Source organism: Burkholderia paludis, assembly GCF_000732615.1.
Lineage (GTDB): Bacteria > Pseudomonadota > Gammaproteobacteria > Burkholderiales > Burkholderiaceae > Burkholderia > Burkholderia paludis.
In genome coordinates, this window is the sequence record NZ_JPGL01000029.1 from 89,070 (window position 1) to 110,727 (window position 21,658).

General features: G+C 64.1%; 20 protein-coding genes. 6 read left to right on the top strand and 14 right to left on the bottom strand.

Translation table 11 applies throughout. From position 1 onward, the window contains the following. Positions 1 to 79 precede the first annotated feature (79 nt). The 3 genes from GQ56_RS0119595 (at position 80) to GQ56_RS0119605 (ending at position 2,230) form a co-directional block, all read left to right on the top strand. A complete protein-coding gene (locus GQ56_RS0119595; protein WP_031400232.1) occupies positions 80 to 658 on the top strand; it encodes a hypothetical protein in 579 nt (192 codons plus the stop codon). Positions 659 to 708: 50 nt separating this feature from the next. After that, positions 709 to 1,266, top strand: coding sequence for a GNAT family N-acetyltransferase (locus tag GQ56_RS0119600; protein ID WP_031400233.1), 558 nt, complete (start codon positions 709 to 711; stop codon positions 1,264 to 1,266). Positions 1,267 to 1,366: 100 nt separating this feature from the next. Then, positions 1,367 to 2,230, top strand: coding sequence for a hypothetical protein (locus tag GQ56_RS0119605; RefSeq protein WP_031400234.1), 864 nt, complete (start codon positions 1,367 to 1,369; stop codon positions 2,228 to 2,230). A gap of 61 nt (positions 2,231 to 2,291) precedes the next feature. Here the strand turns inward: GQ56_RS0119605 and GQ56_RS0119610 are convergent, their stop codons facing one another. After that, complete coding sequence (locus tag GQ56_RS0119610; protein WP_031400235.1) at positions 2,292 to 3,212, bottom strand: LysR family transcriptional regulator; 921 nt, start codon at positions 3,210 to 3,212, stop codon at positions 2,292 to 2,294. Positions 3,213 to 3,359: 147 nt separating this feature from the next. Here GQ56_RS0119610 and GQ56_RS0119615 point away from each other — a divergent pair, with 147 nt between their 5' ends. Next, entirely contained in the window at positions 3,360 to 4,547 is a 1,188-nt protein-coding gene (locus tag GQ56_RS0119615) for an FAD-dependent oxidoreductase (protein WP_031400236.1), read from the top strand. Between the two features lie 14 nt (positions 4,548 to 4,561). Here the strand turns inward: GQ56_RS0119615 and GQ56_RS0119620 are convergent, their stop codons facing one another. The 11 genes from GQ56_RS0119620 to GQ56_RS0119675 all read right to left on the bottom strand — a co-directional run bounded on the left by GQ56_RS0119620 (position 4,562) and on the right by GQ56_RS0119675 (position 17,158). Beyond that, positions 4,562 to 5,908, bottom strand: a complete 1,347-nt coding sequence (locus GQ56_RS0119620; protein ID WP_031400237.1) for a glutamine synthetase family protein — start codon at positions 5,906 to 5,908, stop codon at positions 4,562 to 4,564. A gap of 152 nt (positions 5,909 to 6,060) precedes the next feature. After that, positions 6,061 to 6,618: a helix-turn-helix domain-containing protein gene (locus tag GQ56_RS0119625; RefSeq protein ID WP_031400238.1), complete on the bottom strand. Its 558-nt coding sequence runs from the start codon at positions 6,616 to 6,618 to the stop codon at positions 6,061 to 6,063. Between the two features lie 17 nt (positions 6,619 to 6,635). Beyond that, a complete protein-coding gene (locus GQ56_RS0119630; protein WP_031400239.1) occupies positions 6,636 to 7,925 on the bottom strand; it encodes an NAD(P)/FAD-dependent oxidoreductase in 1,290 nt (429 codons plus the stop codon). A 747-nt stretch (positions 7,926 to 8,672) separates the two neighbouring features. Continuing rightward, positions 8,673 to 9,398 (bottom strand): OmpW/AlkL family protein, encoded by a 726-nt coding sequence (locus GQ56_RS0119640; protein WP_031400240.1) that lies wholly within the window; start codon positions 9,396 to 9,398, stop codon positions 8,673 to 8,675. 118 nt (positions 9,399 to 9,516) lie between these two features. Next, positions 9,517 to 10,563: an amidohydrolase family protein gene (locus GQ56_RS0119645; RefSeq protein WP_031400241.1), complete on the bottom strand. Its 1,047-nt coding sequence runs from the start codon at positions 10,561 to 10,563 to the stop codon at positions 9,517 to 9,519. An 86-nt stretch (positions 10,564 to 10,649) separates the two neighbouring features. Continuing rightward, positions 10,650 to 11,693, bottom strand: coding sequence for a 4-hydroxy-2-oxovalerate aldolase (gene dmpG / locus GQ56_RS0119650; RefSeq protein WP_031400242.1), 1,044 nt, complete (start codon positions 11,691 to 11,693; stop codon positions 10,650 to 10,652). 11 nt (positions 11,694 to 11,704) lie between these two features. Continuing rightward, positions 11,705 to 12,652 carry an acetaldehyde dehydrogenase (acetylating) gene (locus GQ56_RS0119655; protein WP_031400243.1) on the bottom strand — a complete coding sequence of 316 codons (948 nt, stop codon included), beginning with the start codon at positions 12,650 to 12,652 and terminating at the stop codon, positions 11,705 to 11,707. Then, complete coding sequence (locus GQ56_RS0119660) at positions 12,649 to 13,458, bottom strand: 2-keto-4-pentenoate hydratase (RefSeq protein WP_031400244.1); 810 nt, start codon at positions 13,456 to 13,458, stop codon at positions 12,649 to 12,651. The genes GQ56_RS0119655 and GQ56_RS0119660 overlap by 4 nt, the downstream gene beginning before the upstream one ends. A gap of 24 nt (positions 13,459 to 13,482) precedes the next feature. After that, positions 13,483 to 15,354, bottom strand: a complete 1,872-nt coding sequence (mhpA, locus tag GQ56_RS0119665) for a bifunctional 3-(3-hydroxy-phenyl)propionate/3-hydroxycinnamic acid hydroxylase MhpA (protein WP_235212715.1) — start codon at positions 15,352 to 15,354, stop codon at positions 13,483 to 13,485. Continuing rightward, a complete protein-coding gene (locus GQ56_RS0119670) occupies positions 15,243 to 16,253 on the bottom strand; it encodes a VOC family protein (RefSeq protein ID WP_031400246.1) in 1,011 nt (336 codons plus the stop codon). The genes mhpA and GQ56_RS0119670 overlap by 112 nt, the downstream gene beginning before the upstream one ends. A gap of 14 nt (positions 16,254 to 16,267) precedes the next feature. Next, positions 16,268 to 17,158: an alpha/beta fold hydrolase gene (locus GQ56_RS0119675; RefSeq protein WP_031400247.1), complete on the bottom strand. Its 891-nt coding sequence runs from the start codon at positions 17,156 to 17,158 to the stop codon at positions 16,268 to 16,270. A 127-nt stretch (positions 17,159 to 17,285) separates the two neighbouring features. On the opposite strand from GQ56_RS0119675, the gene GQ56_RS0119680 reads away from it, so the two are divergent. Both GQ56_RS0119680 and GQ56_RS0119690 read left to right on the top strand, forming a co-directional pair. Next, entirely contained in the window at positions 17,286 to 17,990 is a 705-nt protein-coding gene (locus GQ56_RS0119680) for a TetR/AcrR family transcriptional regulator (RefSeq protein WP_031400248.1), read from the top strand. Positions 17,991 to 18,534: 544 nt separating this feature from the next. Then, positions 18,535 to 19,461, top strand: a complete 927-nt coding sequence (locus GQ56_RS0119690; protein ID WP_031400249.1) for an amidohydrolase family protein — start codon at positions 18,535 to 18,537, stop codon at positions 19,459 to 19,461. 96 nt (positions 19,462 to 19,557) lie between these two features. Here GQ56_RS0119690 and GQ56_RS0119695 read toward each other — a convergent pair whose 3' ends face one another. After that, complete coding sequence (locus tag GQ56_RS0119695) at positions 19,558 to 21,108, bottom strand: MFS transporter (protein WP_235212716.1); 1,551 nt, start codon at positions 21,106 to 21,108, stop codon at positions 19,558 to 19,560. Positions 21,109 to 21,135: 27 nt separating this feature from the next. Next, on the bottom strand, positions 21,136 to 21,658 hold a 523-nt coding region (locus tag GQ56_RS0119700), incomplete at its 5' end, for an alpha/beta fold hydrolase (RefSeq protein WP_043301499.1).

Here is a 21,658-nt window from a genome sequence, read left to right on the forward strand (position 1 = left end):
CGGGGCGTCGGGGCCCGGCGGGCACGGGGCGGCGCATCGTCCCTTGCCCGTCGGCCCCGGCGCCACGAAAGGATTGGCAATGCGACACGAATTCTCCGAAGTCCTCAATGACCTGATCGACTATTTTCTGGTCGGCGATCTTCTGCTGCTGAAGCGCTTCAAGGCGCGCAACGGATTGCCTGACAACCTCGCGGCGGCGTTCACGACGGACGACAGCGGCGATCGCGCCGTGCTGGAAGGCGTCGTCATTCCGCTGGCCGGCATCGAGAACCACCCGTACACGATCGTCTTCACGCTGGACGGCGACACGCCCGAACTGCTGAAGACCGGAAGCCGCCTGCGGCACCGACGCGGCGGCTACGTGCTGCGCGTCGAACACCGTTCGGTCATGCTCTACACGTGGCGCATCCTGGAACGCTTCACCGACGCAACCGTCGACGCATTGCTCGCGCGCTACCGCGAACCGGGCCGGCCCGCGATCGAGGTCGACAACGGCTGGTACGACGTCGAGGTGCTCGGCGGGGAAGTGCCGCGCAACGGCGGGTTCGAGCCCGCGTTCGAGTTCGTGCTGACGAAAACCGACACACCGCAGGACGCGTCGCAGGTCGACATCGGATACCGCTTCGCGATCGACGACAGTCCGGACCCGGCACACTGAATTCCGCGCGCGACAACGCGACGCGCGGCCACCGATCAGGCAGAGGAGACATGGCACCGAATACGACGACGATCGACATCCGCCTGGCCACGCCCGCCGACGCGCCGGCGATTGCGGCCATTCACGTCGCCTCGTGGCAGGCAACCTATGCGGGCATCATGCCGGCCCCGTTCCTCTCCGGCCTGTCGGTCGAACGGCGCACCGCCGCGTGGCGCGGCGCGCTCGACGCCGGGCGGCCGCGCGTCGCGCTCGCGTGCACGCAGGACGGGATAGCCGGCTGGATCGCGTACGGCCCGACGCGCGACGCCGACAAGGATCGCGGCTGGGGCGAGATCGAGGCGATCTATCTGCATCCCTCGCATTGCGGGCAAGGCATCGGCGCGGCGCTGGTCGACCATGCCTGCCGCTCGCTGCGCGACATGGGCCACGGCTGGGCGTCGCTCTGGGTGCTGGCGGAAAACCGGCGCGCGCGGGCATTCTACGAACGCGAAGGCTTCATCGCCGAAGACGACATCAAGACGTTCGAGATCGACGGGAGCCCTATCGAAGAGGTGCGCTATTGGCGCGCGCTACCGGGCGCGGCGCATGGCGAGGCGGCAACATCTTGAGCCGGCCCGGCCCACCCCGTTTCGCTGGATTCCCGGGGCCGGGCGCTCCGCTTCGGCATCGGCGAGACCGAGCGCGGCATTTCCGCGCCCGAAGACGCCGATGGGCGAAGCGTGGTTCATGGGCGAATCGCGACGGACATTCGCCGAGTTGCAGGACGACCTCCAGTCGATCGACATCGCGCGGCTGGACACGCCGCTCGAAGAAATCGTGATCGGCACGACTTCGTTCGGCCCCCTCGACGAGTGGCGGCAGTGGTATCACTACCTGCTGGTGCAACTGATGCCGCGCTGCCACGAAAGGCAACAGCATGCCCTGCTGGAATGGCTGATCGCCGCGTTCGTTTCGCAGCATCCCGGTCGCATCTCGTCCGAACCCTATCCGGGGTATCGCCGCGACATGCTCGATACGCTCGGGCAAAGCCTGATGGACCCCGGATGCTGGCCGTCGGGCGCACTCGATCCAGCGGCGTGCTTCAACCGGCACCCCGACCGGCAATCCGGCACCGGAGACTGGTTCAATGCAAGCGGAAAATTCTCGTCATCGATGTTCCTTTGCGTCAAATACCTCGAAACGCCGGAAATTCGCCCGTGGCTGACATCGGTGCTCGCCATCGACGATCCGCTCTGGCGCGCGCAGTTGATGATCTGGTTCGTCGGAGCGGACGACATGCTCCGCGGCCGCGTCCGGCAGCCATCCGGATTCAGCCCCCGCGACTATCCGCGCATCGACTGGCAGGGCGCGCGCTACTTGAGCGGCTCGACCGACCGCGACGCCACGCCCCTTGAATTCGCCCCTTCCGCGAATCGCGACGCGGCGGTCGACACGTTGCGAGCGGTGATGACCGAAGCCACATTCCTCGATTGGCTTCAGTCGCTTGGCCGGCACGATCACGTCGAAAGCGAACTCGCCGATCTGCCGTACCGGTTTTATTCCCGTTACGGCGCGAGCAACCCGCCTGGATAACGAAACACCGGGCAAGCGCACGAACCGGCACCCGTCGCCCGCCAGGACGGCGACACGATCGTCATGAAAGGCTCGTCCCCCATTCCGCCAGCCGCGCCTGCATCATCTGCAGCAACTCGCGGATCTTCGCATTGACCGAATTCCGGCTCGCATAAGCGGCATGCAGTTCCAGCGGCGCAGGCGTCATCTCCAGCGGCACGCGCACCAGCCGCCCTTCGGCCAGCTCGACCGCGCACATGCGCTCGACGAGAATCGCAAAACCGATCCCGTTCACCGCGGCCAGCCCTGCCATCTCGCCGCTATTGACGCGATACCGGCTTGCCACCGGAATCTTGTGAATCCGCCCTTCACCGTCGGCAAATTGCCACGGTCGCCCTTTCAGCGTGCTCAACGTCGTGATGCACGGCAGTTGCCTGAGCTGCTCCGTCCGGGTCGGCAACCCGGTCCGTTCGACGAGCGACGGCGCGGCCACGACGACGCTCGGCAAACGCACGAGCGGCCTGACGACGAATGCGCTGTCGTCCAGCTTCCCGCGATTGACGATGATCGACAGGTCGATATCGTCGCGCAGCGTCGACATGCCCGCGAGGCTGGTATCGCAGTCGATTTCGACGCGGGGGTGACGCCTCGCGAAATCCGCGACGATCGGCCCGAGCATGCGTGGCCCGATTTCGCCAGGCACGCAGAGCTTCAGCACGCCGCGCAGCTCCGTGTGCTGCGACGTCAGTTCGAATTCAGCCTGCGTCAGCGCATCGAGCATCGGTCGCGCGCGCTCGTGCAGCAGCCGCCCGGCCTCGGTCATGCGCAAGTGCCGCGTGCTGCGCTCGAGCAGACGCACGCCGAGCCTCGACTCCAGTTGCGCCACGTGGCGGCTCACATTGGAACCCGGCATCGCGAGCACGCGCGCGGCGCCGGCAAAGCTGCCTTCGTCGACGACCGACACGAACACCCGCACCGCGTTCAGATCCAGCTTGCTCCGCATCATTCGCCCATTCCAGGTATCAAAGCGTGCCGATTTTCACGGCTTATCCCGCCCGAAACCATAATTTACGATGCTCATCCCGTCAATGCGACGCCGACACGCGAACCCGCGCAGCGGCGAGCGCGCACGACACAAGGAAGGAGCAAGATGGAAATCGCCATTCTGGGCGCCGGCGTGGCCGGCATGAGCACCGCGCTCGCACTCGCCGGGCGCGGACACCGGATCAGCCTGTACGAACGCCGGCCGTCGGAATCGACGATGGGCGCGGGCGTCGTGCTGTGGCCGAACGCCGGCTTCGTGCTCGCGCAACTCGGCCTGCTGCCGGACATCGTCGAGGTCGGCGGCCACCTGCATGCGATGCGCTGCATCGACCGGCACGGCGCCCCGCTCAAGGTCACCGATATCCGCGCACTCGACCGCCGCATGGGATTCCCCACGCATTCGATCCTGCGGCGCGACCTGCAGGCCGTGCTGACACGGCACCTCGCCGCGCGCGGCATCGACGTCCGCTTCGGCCACGGTGCGACGGCCATCGAAACCGGAACGGACGGCCGCGCCGTCGTTCGCTTCGACAACGGAACGACGGTCGCCCCCGATCTCGTGATCGGCGCGGACGGCCGCATGAACTCCGTCGCGCGACACTACGTGGTCGGCCACAACACGCCCGTCTACCAGGGATTCGTCAACTGGATCGGTATCGCGCAGCGCGATGCGCCGCTGGTCGACGAGGTGTCGATATTCGACTACTGGGGCGTACGCGAGCGTTTCGGCATCGTCGCGGTGGACCGGCATCGGATGTATTGGGCGGCGGCATGGCCCGAAACCGATCCGGGCGACGCGACGGAACGCGATCCCGGCGCGATGCTGGAACGGCGCTTCGCGACGTGGCCGGCCCCCGTCGCGGACGTGATACGTGCGACACCGTCGGACACGATCACGAAGATCCGCGTGCACGATCTCGATCCGGTCGACGTATGGCACCGCGGCAACGTGCTGCTGATCGGCGATGCGGCGCACGCACCGCTACCGACCTCCGGACAAGGCGCCTGCCAGGCGCTCGAGGACGCGTGGCATCTTGCCCGTTGCCTCGACGGGCACGGGGCCGGCAACGGCAGTGACCTCGAGGCCGCGCTCGTATCCTTCACGATGCTGCGCCGCCCGAAAACCGCGGCGATCACCGAACGTGCGCGCGATTTTGCACACCTGCTATTCGGCGAGAACGCGAGCGAAAGCGCGCGACAACAGATCGAACCGGTCGCGGAAATCGAGGCCCTGACGAACGCGTGGGGCGCGCACCTGCCGATGGCGCAGGTGCGCGAGCGGCAGGATGCGTGAGCGTCGACATCCGCTCACAGAAACCACCGATACTCCCGCGCGCCGATCTCGTTGCGAAAATCCAGCTCCTCCTGCCGCTTGTTCTCGCAATACACCATCACGAACTCGCTGCCGAGCCCGTCGCGCACGGCCGCGTGATCCTGCATCGCCGCGACGGCCGACAGCATCTCCTTCGGGAAATCGATCCCGCTGCCGCGATCCTCGTTGAGCGGCGCGATCGGCTCGCGCCGCGCGTCGAGCCCGTGCTCCATCCCGGTGAGAATCGCGGCGAGCACCAGATACGGGTTCGCGTCCGCACTCGCGAGCCGGTGCTCGATCCGCAGGTTGCGCGCGTCCGATTCGGGAATCCGGATGCACGCGTCGCGATCCTCGAAGCCCCAGCTCGCGCGGCTCGCGGCATTCACCATCGAGCCGTAGCGCCGGAACGCATTGTGATTCGGCGCGAACACGGGCATGCAGTGCGGCAGCAGCGCGAGGCAGCCGGCCACCGCGTGCCGCAGCGGCCGCTGCCCGTCCGCCGCGAGCAGGTTTCGCCCCGCGTCGTCGTACAGGCTCACGTGCACATGCATGCCGCTGCCCGGCGCATGCAGGTACGGCTTGCCCATGAAGCTCGCGCGATAGCCGTGCCGCAGCGCGACGCCGCGCGTGCTGCGGCAGAACAGCGCCGACCAGTCGGCCGCGCGCAGCGCGTCGTCGGTGTGACCGAAATTGATCTCGAACTGGCCGGGCCCGAGCTCGGCCGTGATCACCGTCGCGTCGACGCCCTGCTCGCATGCGGCCTCGACCATCTCGTGCAGCACGTCGGAGAAGCGCGACAGGCGCTCGATATGCATGTTCGGCTGATCGTCGCGGTCGTCGCTCAGTCGGTCGCGCGGATACTGCGGCAGCCCTTCCGCGAGCTGCGCGGCGAACAGGTAGAACTCCAGCTCGAACGCGACGACCGGCCGGATGCCGCGCGCCGCGAAACGCCGCAGCACGCGCGCGAGCACCTCGCGCGGCTCGAACTCGATCGGCGCGTCGGTGCCGTCCGAGCTGATCAGCATCTGCGCGAGCGGCTGCCGCTCCCAGCGCACGGGCTTCAGCGTGCCGGGAATCAGCCGGCGCGGCGCGTCCGGGTCGCCGTCGTTGAAGCAGTAGTCGCCGATCTTGTAGAGGCCGCCCTGCGTGCCGAGCAGCACGCAGTTCTGCGGCAGCTTCAGCAGCGAGCCGGAGGCGACCTTCTCGAGCGCATCGATCGGGTAGCGCTTGCCGTAAAAGTGTCCGGGCAGGTCGAGGCAGATCAGGTCGACATAACGGATCTCGGGATGCGCCTGCCGGAATGCGCGGACCTCACCGACCAGCGCGGGAACGACGTCAGCCATGTCTCATCCTTTCCATGTCTTGTTTGGCGGTGCCGCGGCGCGGCAGACCGGATTCATGCGGCACGCCGGATCGCGGGCGCCGCATTCAAGTCAGTACTGCAAACAGGCTGCGTGGCGCGACGGCCTGCGATGCCGCCCGCCCCGCCGACAACTCAGGTGAATACCCAGATCACGCGCGTCGGCGCGTCGGTCAGGTTGGCATAACGGAAGCGCTTGTGCGCGGGAAGCTGGAATGCGTCGTTGGGGCCGAGCGTGACGGGTGTGTCGTCGCCGTCGATCCAGATCGTCAGTTCTCCTTCGAGGATGAAACCGCCCTGCTCGTCGCTGTCGTCGACGGGCCGCTCGCCGCTGCTCGCGCCGGGCGCAAGATGGCTTTCGAGGACCGAGAAGCGCGAGCGCATGTTCGGCGATACGAGGATGTCGGTGATGCCGGCCGCGTAATACACGGTGCGCCGCTCGTCGGGCCGCGTGACCCACGGCACGCTGCGCGGCTTGCTCAGGCTGTAGAAATAGGTGGTCGGCACGCCGAGCGCCTCGCCGATCGCGGTGAGATCGGCGACCGTCGGGCGCGACAGCCCGCGCTCCACCTGCGACAGAAAGCCGACCGAGCGGCCGATCCGCTCCGCGAGATCGTTGAGCGTGACCTTGCGGTGCTTGCGCAGGTCGCGGATCAGGATCGCCAGACTTTCTATCTCTTCCTGTTCGTTCATGATGGGTTCCGGTGCGGTCAGACGGTATCGCGCAGACGGTACCAGGCCTTGCCGATCGCTTCCAGCGGCGCGGCGAGCCGGTCGCCGCCGGGGAAGCGCGGATTGCGGATGCGCTGGTACTGCGCGAGCAGGCGTTCATCGCCGAGCACCGCGTCGGCCACCGCACGCGCGCCCGCGAGTGTCGGCAGCACGCCGTGGCCCGAGAAGCCCTGCAGCCAGAAACGCTGGCCGTGGCGGCCGATGTCCGGCGTGCGGCGCATGCTGATGTCGATATGGCCGCCCCACGCGTAATCGAGCGGCACGCCGGCCAGTTGCGGAAACACGCGTTCGAGGTGCGGGCGCGTGGCCGCCGCGATATCGGCAGGGATGCCGCCGAGATACGTGCAGCCGCCGCCGAACAACAGACGGCTGTCGGGGCTCAGGCGGAAATAGTCGGGCACGAACTGGTTGTCGATCACGCAACTGTTCTGCGGCAGCAGCGAACGCGCCACGTCGGGCGCGAGCGGTGCGGTCGCCACCTGGTACGTGCCGACCGGCAGCAACCGGCGCGCGAGGTCGCGGTCGAGCCGGTCGACATACGCGTTGCAGGCCAGCACGAGCACGTCCGCGCGCACTTCGCCGCGCGCCGTGCGGGCCACGTAACCACCGGGCGTCTCGCGGCAGTCGAGCACGCGGCTCTGCTCGAAGATGCGGCCGCCCGTGCGCTCGATCGTCTGCGCGAGGCCAAGCGCGAGCTTCAGCGGATTCAGGTGCCCTGCCTCGGGATCGTAAAGCGCCGCGAGATAGCGCGTGCCGCCGATCCATTCGGGCATCTCGGCCCGCTCGATCACGCGCAGCCGGTCGTAGCCCCAGCGTTCGGCCGCCTCGTCGCGGGCCTGCGCGAGCATCGCGACGCGCCGCGGCCGCACGGCGGCCCACAGGCTGCCGGGCCGGTAGTCGATGTCGAAACCGTGCCGCGCGGGCAATTCGCGCACTTCGGCCGCGGCCCAGCGCATGCTGTCCCACAGCAGGCGCGCGCCGTCGCGGCCGAGCGAATCCTCGAGCGGCTGCATGTCGCACGACCAGCCAAGCAGCGCCTGCCCGCCGTTGCGGCCCGATGCGGCCCACGCGACGCGGCTCGCCTCGAGCACGACGACGCGCTTGCCCGCCAGCGCGAGACGCAACGCGGTATGCAGCCCGCTGAAGCCCGCGCCGACGACGAGTACGTCGGCGTCGATGCGCGCGTCCAGTTCCGGACGATGCGGGATCGGCGCCGGGTAGGTACCGGCGTAGTAGCTGGCGACGTGACGGTCGGACTGCACGAACATGCGGGCTCCCGTGAAATTTACGCCTAGAAATTTCATGAAAAATTAGCACGGCAATTTCACGAGGACAAGCGGGTAAACCGCAACCCCGGTCGTCGGAAAAATAGCGAAGGTGTCGAGATGCACCCAACTTGGATTTTTTCGTCCAAGTTGAAACCTTGTAGTCCGAAGTCCGACGAACTAAAATTGCGCCAATTCCGCGTGCAACGGCAGGCGTAAACCTGAAATTACACTTGCTTCCTTGCTAGACGCACCCTTCCTCACGTTGACGCAGGAACGTTCCGAATAACGCGTGCTACCGTCGAGGGTCACATACGGCGCTTGGCGACGGTATTTTCCGCAAAACTACAGCCTGGCTGGCGGCTGCACACTGACGCCAGGCCGATGGAGAAATCCTCGCTGTCATTGCACCTCTTTGTGAAAACCGAGTTCACTGATTTTCTGAACTGTGACCTCATCGGCATTGCACTCGTGGCCCCAGACAGCCGTGAATTCCATGACGAGCGGTAGACTTTCCATCAGGAAAGCTGCAGCGAATTTGTACGGGCGGCGATCCTGCTTCAGTTTGGAGAATTCCTGTGCCGGGTGCTTGCACGCGAGGAATTGCGTACCGCATTGCTGTCCTGTAGATCCTCCGCATTTCGCGCGACAGGGCTGATCACATCGCGGACCGGCCCCTGCCATATGTCGTACCTTAATCCGCGCCTGAGGGAACTGGGCGCGGACGAACAGTCCTTGTGCAGCTTTCGATCAGAAGCGATAGCCAAGCGACGCAAAGGTCATGATTGGATTGATCTTCAATCGTGTCGTGCTCGTAACGGTCCCGACAGGCGAGTGCGTCGTGATCGTCGCCTTCGTGGATAACCACGCGTACGCAAACGAAGCACCGATGGACCAGTGAGTATCGATGTTGTAGGTCAGGCCTACGTTGAGAATCGGGGCAAAGGACTTGCTCAGTGATACCGATGTAGGCCCTTCGAGGCGCGTGCCGAAGGTGGGCGAGTACAGGAGCTTGCCCGAAGCAACCGGATTGCTCAGGTCAATGCCATTGAACCAGACATAAGAAATCCCCGCGCCCACATACGGCCGTAAACGTGCCGACGGCTCGCCGAAATGGTACTGCGCGATGATCGCCGGGCTCCAGGCTCGCGCCGTTCCCAACTCCCCCAGCCCCGCAAGCGTCCCCGTACCGGTGAGACGGAGCTTCGGCGGAACGCCCAGTATCGTCTCCAACGCAATATGGTCGGTCACGAAGTAGGTCGCCGTAAGTGCAACCGTATCGGCATCCGAGATGCTCGCTCCGCTTCCGGCCATCGTGTTCGACCGGCCGAGGGCATTGACCGTCAACGGTTCGCTGGAATCCTGAGGCGCCATGTGCAACCACCCCGCGTTTATCATCAGTTGTCCCGAAGATTGTGCATAAACGGACGAAACGACTGACATCGACAAGAGTATTGCCGCGCTCGCATGCTTCATATGGCCTCCAGAGGTTGTTATAAAGGTATTTCCAGTGATGCAGGATTCGTCATTCGGGACCTGGCGGGGAGTCCGCCAGGTCCCGAATATTCCGTCGCAAGACACATCGGAATATCGGTCAACGATTTCTAAGCCAGCTGATCACGCGCACGCTCGTCACGGCAGCAACCCGCTTCAGGGACGTCAACGGATCGGTACGATTCGTGGGCGCGCTCACGTGCAAGCCCCCCAGGCGGGGAAACAGCCGTTGAGCATTACCCGATTCGATCAGCGCGCGTGCATCGGCACCCCAAACATTCGAATGCTCCAGCGTGTCGCATTGCATGGCTGTCACCGGTGCAGGCGCGAACGGGAAATCGCTGCCGAACAGCACCTGGGACGGATCGACCAGTTCGCGCAGCGCCGCTTGTGGAAAGTCGGCCGGAGAGAGCGCAGTGTCGAAGTGGAATCTCCGGATATAGGTCAGCATGCCTGCCGGCATGCTCGATACGAACTCGGGAAGAAGATTGGCGAGCGACAGACGCCACGCGACATACGGAACGAAGCCGCCCGCATGCGGCAGAATCCAGCGGATATCGGGATAGCGCTCCATCGTGCCGGTCAGGACGAGGTTCAACGCCGCACGCGTCGTATCGCACATAAACTCGATCAGAAAGCCCGGGGCGATCAACCCGATCTCTTCGCTTGACCGATGCAGGTTCGGATGCACGAATACAACCGCCTGCCGCCTGTCCAGCTCGGCCATCAGCTCGTCGAATTCCGGCGAACCCAGAAAGCGCCCCTCGGTACTCCCTAGCAGGACGATGCCGTCTGCCCCGAGCACATCAAGAGCATGAATCGCCTCGCTGCATGCCCGATCGGTAAACGGCATGGGCAAGACCGCAAATGACCCAAAACGATCGGGATGTCGTTGACGCAGTTCGGCCGCGTACTCGTTGCATTCTCGGGCAAGCGAACACGCTTCATCGAGATTACCGAAATACACGCCCGGCGCCGAGATCGACAGCAACGCGACTTGAATGGCATGGGCGTCCATCACCGCCAGCGATTCCTTCTCGGTCCAGGCGGGGAGATCGGCACCCGCAACCTTTGCCAGGCCTCGCCTGGACATGGCGGCCCGATATACGGGTGGAACAAAGTGATGATGAACGTCGATACGGCCCACCCTATTCTCCAATTAAAAATAATATATAGTCCGAATCAAATAAAAGCATGCCGCCCGCTTCGTCGAGCGGAGTGAACACCTGCGCCCTAGATCGAGGAAGCCGACGCGCCGCGTACAGTCCCGGACGCGCTCGCGAGGTCCAGGGCAACGTCGACGATCATGTCCTCCTGTCCACCGACCATGCCGCGCCGACCCAGCTCCACGAGAATTTCCATGGTCTTGAGCCCGTACTTCGCGGCGGCCCGCTCCGCGTGACGCAGGAAGCTCGAATACACGCCGGCGTAACCCAATGCAAGGGTCTCGCGATCGACCCGCACCGGGCGATCCTGGAGCGGGCGTACGATGTCGTCGGCCGCGTCCATCAGGCGGTAAAGGTCGGTACCATGCCGCCAGCCAAGGCGATCGGCTGCCGCGACGAACACCTCGAGCGGTGCGTTGCCGGCGCCTGCTCCCATGCCTGCAAGACTGGCGTCGATCCGGTCGCAGCCCTCTTCAACCGCGACGATCGAATTCGCGACACCCAGACTCAAGTTGTGATGCGCATGGATCCCCGTCCGGGTTTCGGGCTTCAGCGTGTCCTTGAATGCACGCATCCGGTCGCGGATGTCGTTCATGTTCATCGCGCCGCCCGAATCCACCACGTAGCAGCAGGTAGCGCCGTAGCGCTCCATCAACCTTGCCTGCTCCGCCAGCGCTCGAGGCGTCTGCATGTGGCTCATCATCAGGAAACCCACTGCGTCCATCCCGAGTTCCCGCGCGTACTCGATATGCTGGCGTGAAATATCGGCTTCGGTACAGTGGGTCGCAACGCGAACGATCCGCGCACCGGCGTCGTATGCGGCCCTCAGATCATGGACGGTGCCGATCCCGGGCAGCAGTAGCGTCGCGACCTTCGCGTGCGTGACGACACCAGCCACGGCCTCGATCCACTCGACGTCCGTATGCGCGCCGAATCCGTAATTGAAGCTGCTGCCTTGCAACCCGTCGCCATGCGCGACTTCGATCGAATCGACCCCGGCCGCATCGAGTGCCGCGGCGATCTCTCGCACTTGCGCGAGGCTGTACTGATGGCGGATGGCATGACTACCGTCGCGCAGCGTCACGTCGGAGATATGGAGCTTCTTGTCCATCGGAAAGGCACTCACTGTTGATTGGCTCCGAGGCGGGCCGCGATCCGTTCTGCCGCGGCCGTGGCTGCGCTCGTCATGATGTCGAGGTTGCCTGCATAAGACGGCAAGTAGTGCGCAGCCCCTTCGACTTCCAGAAGGATCGAGGTCTTGAGGCCGACCATTCGCTCGCCGACGCCCGGGATCCGGATCGGCCGCTCGGCCTCGATGCGATCGAACTGGACACGCTGTTTCAGTCGATACCCAGGCACATACGACTGAACGGCTTCCACCATCCCGGCGACCGATGCCTCGATTTCGCGCTCATCGGCGAAGTCGCTCAGCGTGTACACCGTATCGCGCATCATCAGCGGGGGCTCGGCGGGATTGAGCACGATGATCGCCTTCCCCTTCACGGCGCCGCCGACCTCTTCGATCGCCCGTGATGTCGTCTCGGTGAATTCGTCGATGCTGGCGCGCGTGCCTGGCCCGGCACTCCGGCTCGAGATGGACGCGACAATCTCGCCGTAGTGCACTTTCGCGACCCGCGATACCGCGGCGATCATCGGAATCGTGGCCTGCCCGCCGCACGTCACCATGTTGACGTTCAGTGCGTCGAGATGATGCTCCCCGTTCACCACCGGGATGCAATACGGCCCGATCGCGGCCGGCGTCAGGTCCACGACGCGAATGCCGGGCTTGACGGTGCGCAGGAACGCATCGTTCCGCGTATGCGCCGTGGCCGACGTCGCATCGAACACGATGTCGATCTCGTCGAACACGGGCATGCGTGCCAGTCCTTCGACACCTTCGTGCGTCGTCGCAACGCCCAGGCGCGCCGCGCGCTGCAGCCCGTCCGACGCCGCGTCGATCCCTGCCACGACGCCCATCTCGAGATGCTCGCCGTGACGCAGGATCTTGATCATCAGGTCGGTGCCGATATTCCCGCTGCCGATAATCGCGACTTTCCGTTTCTTGCTCATCGAGCTTGCCCTTGTCCGATACGGCAGCTGACGCTGCCGAGTGCACCGATCTGCGCGTGAATCGTGTCTCCGGCGCCAACCGGCACCATCGGACCCAGTGCACCCGACAGGATCACGTCGCCCTCACGCAAAATCTGCCCGTGCCGCGCCATCATGCGGGCCAGCCAGTACACGGCCCGCAACGGATGGCCGAGGCACGCGGCACCCGTTCCGGTCGACACGGTCTTTCCGTCGCGCATCATCGACATGCCCAGATCCCCGATGGAAATGCCACCGAGCGACACCGGTTGATCGCCGAGCACGTAGAGGCCGCAGGATGCGTTGTCGGCAACCGTATCCTCGAGCGCGATGCGCCAGTCCGAGATCGCGCTGTCGACGATCTCGAGTGCCGGCAGCGCATAGTCGAGCGCCGACAGTACCTGTCCATAGCTCGGTGCTTCATCGGCCATGTCGCGCCCGACGACGAACGCCACTTCCGCCTCGATCTTCGGCTGCATCAGGCGACTCAGCGGCACTTCGTCGCCATCGAGGTATTCCATGTCGTCGAACAGCACGCCGAAATCGGGCTGATCGACTCGCAACTGCTGCTGGACGGCAACCGACGTCAGGCCGATCTTCTTGCCGACGATGCGTCGTCCGTCGGCGATCCGAGCCGCGGTGTTGAGTGCCGAGACGGCATACGCCGCATCGAGACCGGCAATGCCGAACCGCGTGGCGATCGGGTCGACCGGTGTGCGTGATTCACGCGCGTCGCGCAAAACTTTCGCAGCCGCCTGAACGGCTGCCTGGTCGAATGAATGAGACATGGCGGAGGAATTTGACATCGTGGATCAGGCCGCTTGCGCGACGGCCGGCGCGGTCTTTGACATGCGGGCGAATCCGTCGCCTGCGTCGGCCCTGAATCCGAGCCGCTCCCGTAGCTGGCGAATGGTCCCGTCGAGCTCGCTGACGGAAACGACGGCAAAGGCAAAGCGGTCGGGTCTCAATACCGCAACGGCCTGCGTCTTGAACCCCGCCTTGTTGAACCACGCGATCATCTCGCCATCGATATCCTCGACTTCGGCCACCTCGATCGCATTGTCCCGATTGACGCCTTCGAGCCCTTGCGGGCGGCCACCGTACGCGTACATCGTCACGCTGCGCACCGACAATGCGCCGAGCGTTGCCCGTGACACATCGTCCATGCAGCGAGAGGGATCGACGTTCAATCCGATCAGCGAAAAACCGTGGCCGAGCAGGTCGTCCAGCTTCTTCCTGTCACCGTTGAAAAGGCGCACCTCGGGTTGTGGAATCAACGCGCCCTCCGGACCGCGTCGGCGACGGCGCGGCAAACCCAGGTACGCATTCTTGCGATAGATGGGCATCGGCTTGAATCCGCCTCCCTCAAGCCAGCGCCTAAGCGGCGGTATGGCCCGGATAATGCCCAGGGACGTGTCCCGCACCAGCGTGGCGGACAGACTGCGTGCCGATACGACGTTCTTGAGCAGGACAGACGTGTCGATCATCGCCTTCGCGTGCGCATGCCGTTCCGACTGGTATGTGTCCAGCAGCGCGTCGGCCGCGAGGCCGCGCAAGACGAGATCGAGCTTCCAGCCGAGGTTGTACGCGTCGCGCACGCCGGAACTCGCGCCCTGCCCCATGAACTGCGGCGTCATGTGAGCCGCGTCGCCGCCGAGCAGCACGCGTCCGACCCGCCACTGCGACGCGATCAGTGCGTTGAACGTATAGACGAGCTTGCGCTTGATCACGAACTGATCGGGATCGACGAACAGCGACAGATATTGCCGGACCGTCTCCGGCCGCTCCATGTTTTCCTTCGTTTCGCCCGGCATCAACATGAATTCGAACCGGTGGAATTTTCCGGGCTGAACGCAACTCACGACCGGCAACTTTGGGTCGACGACGAAGTTGAAGTACGGCAGATGACGCAATGCGTCGGTTCCGGGCCTGCGTTCGAGGTCCACGACGAGCCACGGCTCAGGGAAGCTCTTGCCGGACATCTCGATCCCGAGCTTCGTGCGAACGATGCTCCGGCCGCCGTCGGCGCCGACCATGTAGCGCGCCCGCAGTGTTCTGACATCGGGATCGCCTTCCATGTGCACGCGCGCATCGTGACTGTCGCTGAACCGCGCTTCGCGCGTCGCCTGATGCGTGACGCTCACGCCGTCTGCGTCCTGGGCGAAGTCGACGACTTCGCGGCCCCGCCGCACGTCGACGTTCGGATAACGTGCGAGCGTCTCGGCCAGCGTCGTTTCCAGGTACGGCTGGTAAAAGAAGTTGATCACCGGCCAGCCGAACGGACGCTTGCGCGGCATGTATTGGGTAATCGGCGTGCCGTCGCGCCGAACGAGCTGAACGGGCGTTTCCATCATCATCCGCGACTGGATTTCGTCGGCCACGTCGAGATGCTGGAAAATCCGCATGCACTCGTCGTCGGTGTATACCGCTCGCGCGTTACCGTAGAACACGGGTTCGCGCTCCAGCACGACGACCTGGTGGCCAGCCTGGCCGAGCATGTGCGCGAGAATGAGGCCAGTCGGCCCCAATCCGACGATCGCGACATCGCACCCATCATTCGGATGTGCTCCGTTCATGACCGTTCTCCTTGTAGAAAAAATTCCGGACGCGTCAGCGATGCAAGCGCGCGGCGAGCGCGCCCCAACCTCACGCCAAGGCTCATGTTTTCGGGACGATGGCCCCATAGACTGATGCCTCGATAAATCGCCGGACGCCACGTTTGTTCGTCGACCACAATCGGGTTCCAGCCGAGCTCGATCTCGAAGCCCGACGGCGTCTGAACGTAGAAAGAGAGTTCACGATCATTGGGATGCTGGCCGATTGCATTCGCGATCGGATAGCCCATCGCCCGGCACCTGAGGTACGCCTGCGTCACATCGTCGAGCGATGCGCATTGAAGATTCATGTGATGGATCTGCGTGCGCAGGGGATTCAGGCGAATACCACGTGTCGATGCAGTGGCGAACGAATGATGTCGTTCGTTGAATCTGAGGAACGCGAAATCGAGATTCAGGCCTTGCATCCTGTCTTCGATTTCGTCGGAAAGGCGCGCATCGAACACATCTTTCCAGAACTGCTGCATCACCTCCGGTTGCCGGGTCGTGACGGCGACATGCCCCATCCCCGACGCGCCTGTCACAAAGCCCGTCGCACTCATGCGCAACGGAAGATCGCTGATGACCGGCTCCGTGAACAATTCCGTGCGCAGCTTCTTCGGCCCGGCAAAAAACCAGAATCGCCTCACTCCGCGCATGGCAGCTTCTTCCCTGCTCCCCTCCTCCACACGAACCCCGAGCGCGGAGATTCGCGCGACGGCAAGTTCGAGCGCATCTTGGTCATCAAGCTGCCATCCGATTGCAATGACATCCTCGGCCGTGCCGTCACGGATGATCAGCCGCCGATCGTGCGAGTCGATGCGGCATGCGACCACGCCGGGACTGGAGGTATCTACGTGAAGCCCCAAGCCTTCCGACGCGAATTTCGTCCATTCGCGAAGCCGGGACGATTCGGCCAGCAGATAGCCCATCCGGACACGACCGAACAGGCTGCCTGGTGAGGACCGCGGGCTGACGATAGTCGGCATGACATCTCCCTCGATCAACGGGCAGCGACGACGCGCGCTTTCGCATCGCTCTGCGCAAGGAATGCCAGCACGGCGGCGTTGAATTCGCTCGACCGCTCCCACTGGACCCAGTGTCCGGTATTGCTGAACAGGTAGACGTCACAGTTCGGCATGCGTTTCTGGAGCGCATACGCGCCGCTGGCTCGGTTGACCTTGTCATCCACGCCCCACAACACGAGCGTCGGATTGCGCACGGATGCCAGTCGCGCATCCCGCGTGAAGTCGATATGACTGAACTTCGGGATACCCTTGGGGCCCAGCAATGGCGGGCTCGCGACAACGGCGGGGTCGATGCTGGCCCGAAAGCGCTCCTCGATCATCGATTGCGGCACGAGACTGCCGTCGAAAACGAGATCGCCGCGAATGAACGTCGTGAGCTTCCCGAGGCTCGGGCCATTGCCCTTGTAATAGTTCAGCAAACGCTTGAGGCCCGGCGTGGGAACCTGACGCGTCGTATTCACTCCGCCGGGGCCCATCAACACGAGTCGGCCCACCGCTTGAGGGCACTCCAGCGCCATGCGAAGTGCACAGGCCCCGCCGAGAGAATTCCCGATCGCGTGCGCATTCGGGATACCGAGCGCGTCCAGCATGCCGAGCATGCCTTCCGCGAGATCTCCAAATGGATCGTTGCGGTCGACGCCTTTCGTGGACCGACCGAACCCGGGCATGTCGGGCACCAGCACCCGAAAATGCTGCGCGAGCGCCTCGATGTTCCGCGCGTAGTTCGACAGGCCCGATGCGCCCGGCCCACCGCCATGCAGCATCAGTAAGGCGGGCCCATCGCCTGCTTCCGATAGAAAAATTTGCCGCGTGCCGACCGTGACGGTGCGTTGGCGCATTGCGTGCGTGATGGCGGGGGTGTCCATGGCGTCGACTGCTCCTGATTTCGCGAGGTGTGAATTATTCTACTGAGACAAATGTCATTATGACAATACTCTCGTTTTTACCTAGCGCGTGGTCGGACGTCCGTCAGCCGCACCGTATAATCGATACATGAGTGAATCCACGACCATTGATCATCGGACTCGTGTTGCTGCGCAGCGCCGCGAACGGATGCGCGCGCGGCTGATCGAAAGCGCGATGCTCGTTTTTGCCGAGAAAGGGATTGGCGCCAGTGTCATCCAGGACGTCATTGCGGCAGCCGATGTGTCGCAAGGCACCTTCTACAACTACTTCCGGACGAATGAAGAACTGCTCGAGGCAGTGACGCAGGAGCTCAACGACGAGTTGCTTCGCTTGATCGAAGCGGTCGTGGGCGTGTACGACGATCCAGCCCGAAGAATTGCGTGCGGCGTCCGGATGTTTCTGTATGCCGCACGCGCCTATCCGCTGCTTGCCCGCTTCATTTCAGCAGCTGGCGTCCATGCCGTCGGCCCGAGCAGCCTGATCTACGTGTACCTGCCGGTCCACATCCATCAAGGCCTGGCGACCGGCCGATTTCAGGGTGTGACGGTCGATCTGGCGCTCGACATGATTGCAGGAACCGCCCTCACGACGATTCATCGATTCAGCGAAAACGGTGAGGTGGCCGAATCGCCCGAACAGATCGTTGCCGCGATTCTGCGCGGCCTGGGTGTCGACGGAGAGGAAGCGCAGAGACTCGTGCTGGACCAACTGACGCTGGTCACGCCGCCTGAAACGTCACTGCTGGAGCGGGGACGTGTGCGTGCGGCGAAGACACCCGCCCCCCGGTCATGATCGACCGCCTCGCGGCACGCCATCAGGCGGAACCGCCGATCGAGGCGACTCAACCCGGCCATCCATGCGCCATCATTCGCGGGCGCCTATTGCTTCACGTAGCAGTAGCCCCCGCGTTCTTTCGGACGAATCCACCAACCCGTAGTACGCAGCCTGAATCGAACCGGGAGCGATTGGACCTGCTGCAAACGACGACAGGCAACCCGGATGAGCTGCGTCAATCGTCCATCCCAGCGTGGGCCCACGATCCGGAATGGCAAGCAATCGCGGGACGCCGGCGAAGCATCGGACAACCAGAACCGGCACGCGATCAACATGGCGTCACCGCCCGCGAGCCGTCATCGCTTCGATTCACCTCGCCTCGGTGCACCTATGCCCCCCCTTCGTCGATGTCGTCGATGGACATCGAAAGCGGTTTGTCGGTGCACTCCTTGCACACGCCGGAGAATGATTTGACGGTCCTGCCGGCGTCCTTAGACTGGTGTGGAAGATCCGCCGAGCGCGCGAAGACCTCGCGTCGCATAGCACAACCAGGAGAGGCAACATGCCCAGGAAAATCGATACGCACCATCACATCGTGCCGCCATCCTATGCAGCGTGGCTGGAAAGTCGCGGCATAACAGCGGGAGGTCTCGCGATCCCGCACTGGAGCGAAGAAGGAGCCCTCGAGCTCATGGACGCAGAGGGGACGGCCACGGGCATTTTCTCCGTATCGACGCCGGGGGTTCATCTGGGCGACGACATCGAGGCGCGCGAGAAGGCGCGGGAGGTCAACGAATTCGCGGCCGGCGTTGTCTCACGATACCCCGGCCGCTTCGGATTCTTCGCGACGCTGACGCTACCGGATGTCGAGGGCGCAATCGCGGAGACGACCTATGCGATGGATACGCTCCGTGCGGACGGCGTGGTGCTGATCGGTAACGTACGAGGCACGTACCTGGGTGATGAATCCTGGGCACCGCTGTTCGATGAGTTGAACCACCGTCAGGCAGTCGTCTTCATTCACCCCGGCGACCTGCCCTGTGAGCCGGTGCCCGGGATTCCCCCGTATGCGGCAGACTTTCTGCTCGACACGACTCGCGCGGCGATCAACATTGCGAAAGCCGGTTGGCTCGAGCGCTTTCCTGACGTGAAATTCATACTGTCGCACGCAGGCGGGTTTGTCCCCTACGCAGCACAGCGAATTGCGCGCGTCGTGTCACCCGACGACAGCAACGAGGCCGGCCTGGCGCGTCTCAGGCGCTTTTACTTCGACACGGCGCTCTCGAGCAGCCCTTACGCATTGCCGGCGTTGCTTGCCTTCGCCGATCCGTCCCGGATCACGTTCGGAAGCGACTGGCCGTATGCCAGCAAGGACCGGTCAGTCGATTTCACCCGGATGCTCGAAGCATTTGCGCTGACGGAAGCGCAGCAACACGCAATTTATCGCGGTAACGCGGAACGTCTGTTCCCGCGACTGGCGGCGGGGTAAGAAGAAGTTTGGGGCAACGGATGCCGGCGCCCCTTTTTTCTCGTGCGCTTCCACGTTGGGTCAACAGCGGGTTCTTCCCTCCGCCGCCCCTGCCATTCAGGTGTCTGCGCTCACGAACTTGCCCTTCGGCCGATCTGATCGCAACGTGCGATATTTGCCGAGCGAAACGAGCAGCACGCTGGCGATGACCAGCACGATCGGAGCGAGCCGGAGCGGTAACGCGTAGTTGCGATACAGGTCGAAATAGCGTCCCGCCACGAGGGGGCCCACGACTGCGCCGACACCATAGCCCGCGAACGCGATCCCGTAGTGGAGACCGAAACGCCTCAACCCCAGATAGGCACGGACGAGATAGGAAAGCAGATCACCTTCCACCCCTATCGCGACGCCGATGCAGGCGCACGCGAGCAGCACGGATGGCAGGGACGCAGCGTTCATGAGCAGCAGGTACCCCAACGCGCCGGCAAGCAGGAAACCCGCGCCGACGAGCGGCGCATGAAGGTAATCGATCAGTACGCCGGAAATCAGGCGCCCGACGAGTATCCCGACGCCGACAAGCGACGCGCAGTTCGCCGCAGCCCCGGGTGACAGGCCGCGATCCGCTAGAAGCACCGGCAAATGCGGATTGAGCGAGAGTGTCGCACTCGAAGCGAGAAAGGCGACCACGACGATCGTGCCGAGTTTGACCGCCGGGAATGTCTGCTCTGCGCCGGTGATATCGGCAAGGCGATCGTCCGCTTGTGGCCGTCGCGCCACCTTTCGCTCCCGGATCAGCGCACAGGCAAGGAGCGAGCCCCCGAGCGACACGCACGCGATGATCTGGTAGGCGTGGCGCCAGTGGAATGCGGCGATGAGGTGCTGGGTGACCGTGGGCGCGGCGGCCGTGCCCACACCGAGTCCGACCATTGCGCAACCCGTCGCGAGCCCGAGACGCCGGTCGAACCACTGCGGAAGAATCGCAAGGTAACCGAGCACCGACGTTGCGGCTCCCGACACGCCGATCGCCAGCGATAGCGCAATCCACGCTCCAATGGCACCGCTCTGCAGCCCCATGCATGCCACGGCAAGACTGAAGGCGATTGCAGAAGCGAGAATCACGCGGCGCACGCCAAGGCGATCCATCAACATGCCGACGAACGGGCTCGCCACAGCGAGCCCGCCCATCGACGCCGCGTAGGACATGGCAGCCTGTTCCCGCGTCCAGTGAAATTCACGCAGCATGACGGGCGCGAATACGCCGGCAGTCGCATTGAATACCGGGGCATAACCCAGAGCCATGCCGATTGCTGCTCCTGCGACGATGGTGACGAGTTTCAGCTTGCTGGATCCACTGGCACCTGCGCCCTCCATGGGTGCTGCGCTCATGTCCGACTCCTTGTGACGCTCGATGGGGTTGCCGGCGCGCAGCCATTCGGCCGGTTGCGCCGGAAAACAGGCAAATGCGATCGCAAGCAGATGGCAATGGATTGTGCAGACGGTGGCAGCAACATCATGAGCGCCCTCCAGCAACAAGACCGTGCGATCTCTCGACGCCTGCTCATCCGCACCGAACGGAACGTACCCGTTCCGCGCCTCGGGCAACCCGGTAAAAGCGGCTTCTCCGAACGTGCTGCGGCCATCACTCCGCTTGCGGAAGAGGCGCGGCACCCGCGACGACCGCGAGTGCCTGCACGCTCAGCTTTGCAGAAAGTCGAGCACCATGCGATTGAATGCGTCCGCATGCTCCCACTGCGCCCAGTGCCCGCATCGCCCGAATACATGCAGTTGGGCATTCGGCATGCCCCACACGAGACGCAACCCCACATCCATCGGCACGAAACGATCGTCCCGCCCCCAGATCACGAGCGCGGGCGACTTGATCTCGTTCAACCGGTGACCATAGTCCGGAAACTGCTTCGGATTGGCCGCCAGACTTTTCACGAAGTTCTCGAGATGATCGCGCCGCGCAAGCATGTTATCGAGCCGCGTCTGCATCAGCTCTTCCGTCATCGTTCTCGCGTCGTAGACGAAGACGTTGAGCATTTTCTGAAGGTTCTCTAGCGTCGGCTCGCGATACAGTCCCTGCAGCAGCTTGATGCCTTCGGTCGGCATCGGCACGAACTGGCTCGGCCCACCCGTGCCCCGGATGAGCTGCGTCAATCGTCCATCCCAGCGTGGGCCCACGATCCGGAATGGCAAGCAATCGCGGGACGCCATC

What these genes read in the sequence shown, in the direction of transcription:
- GQ56_RS0119620 (WP_031400237.1), bottom strand. Translation starts at nt 5,908, where the DNA reads ATGGCTGACGTCGTTCCCGCGCTGGTCGGTGAGGTCCGCGCATTCCGG.
- GQ56_RS0119615 (WP_031400236.1), top strand. Translation starts at nt 3,360, where the DNA reads ATGGAAATCGCCATTCTGGGCGCCGGCGTGGCCGGCATGAGCACCGCG.
- GQ56_RS0119600 (WP_031400233.1), top strand. Translation starts at nt 709, where the DNA reads ATGGCACCGAATACGACGACGATCGACATCCGCCTGGCCACGCCCGCC.
- GQ56_RS0119640 (WP_031400240.1), bottom strand. Translation starts at nt 9,398, where the DNA reads ATGAAGCATGCGAGCGCGGCAATACTCTTGTCGATGTCAGTCGTTTCG.
- GQ56_RS0119595 (WP_031400232.1), top strand. Translation starts at nt 80, where the DNA reads ATGCGACACGAATTCTCCGAAGTCCTCAATGACCTGATCGACTATTTT.
- GQ56_RS0119680 (WP_031400248.1), top strand. Translation starts at nt 17,286, where the DNA reads ATGAGTGAATCCACGACCATTGATCATCGGACTCGTGTTGCTGCGCAG.
- GQ56_RS0119655 (WP_031400243.1), bottom strand. Translation starts at nt 12,652, where the DNA reads ATGAGCAAGAAACGGAAAGTCGCGATTATCGGCAGCGGGAATATCGGC.
- GQ56_RS0119675 (WP_031400247.1), bottom strand. Translation starts at nt 17,158, where the DNA reads ATGGACACCCCCGCCATCACGCACGCAATGCGCCAACGCACCGTCACG.
- GQ56_RS0119630 (WP_031400239.1), bottom strand. Translation starts at nt 7,925, where the DNA reads ATGTTCGTGCAGTCCGACCGTCACGTCGCCAGCTACTACGCCGGTACC.
- dmpG (WP_031400242.1), bottom strand. Translation starts at nt 11,693, where the DNA reads ATGGACAAGAAGCTCCATATCTCCGACGTGACGCTGCGCGACGGTAGT.
- GQ56_RS0119670 (WP_031400246.1), bottom strand. Translation starts at nt 16,253, where the DNA reads ATGCCGACTATCGTCAGCCCGCGGTCCTCACCAGGCAGCCTGTTCGGT.
- GQ56_RS0119660 (WP_031400244.1), bottom strand. Translation starts at nt 13,458, where the DNA reads ATGTCTCATTCATTCGACCAGGCAGCCGTTCAGGCGGCTGCGAAAGTT.
- GQ56_RS0119690 (WP_031400249.1), top strand. Translation starts at nt 18,535, where the DNA reads ATGCCCAGGAAAATCGATACGCACCATCACATCGTGCCGCCATCCTAT.
- GQ56_RS0119625 (WP_031400238.1), bottom strand. Translation starts at nt 6,618, where the DNA reads ATGAACGAACAGGAAGAGATAGAAAGTCTGGCGATCCTGATCCGCGAC.
- GQ56_RS0119605 (WP_031400234.1), top strand. Translation starts at nt 1,367, where the DNA reads ATGGGCGAAGCGTGGTTCATGGGCGAATCGCGACGGACATTCGCCGAG.
- GQ56_RS0119610 (WP_031400235.1), bottom strand. Translation starts at nt 3,212, where the DNA reads ATGCGGAGCAAGCTGGATCTGAACGCGGTGCGGGTGTTCGTGTCGGTC.
- mhpA (WP_235212715.1), bottom strand. Translation starts at nt 15,354, where the DNA reads ATGGGGCCATCGTCCCGAAAACATGAGCCTTGGCGTGAGGTTGGGGCG.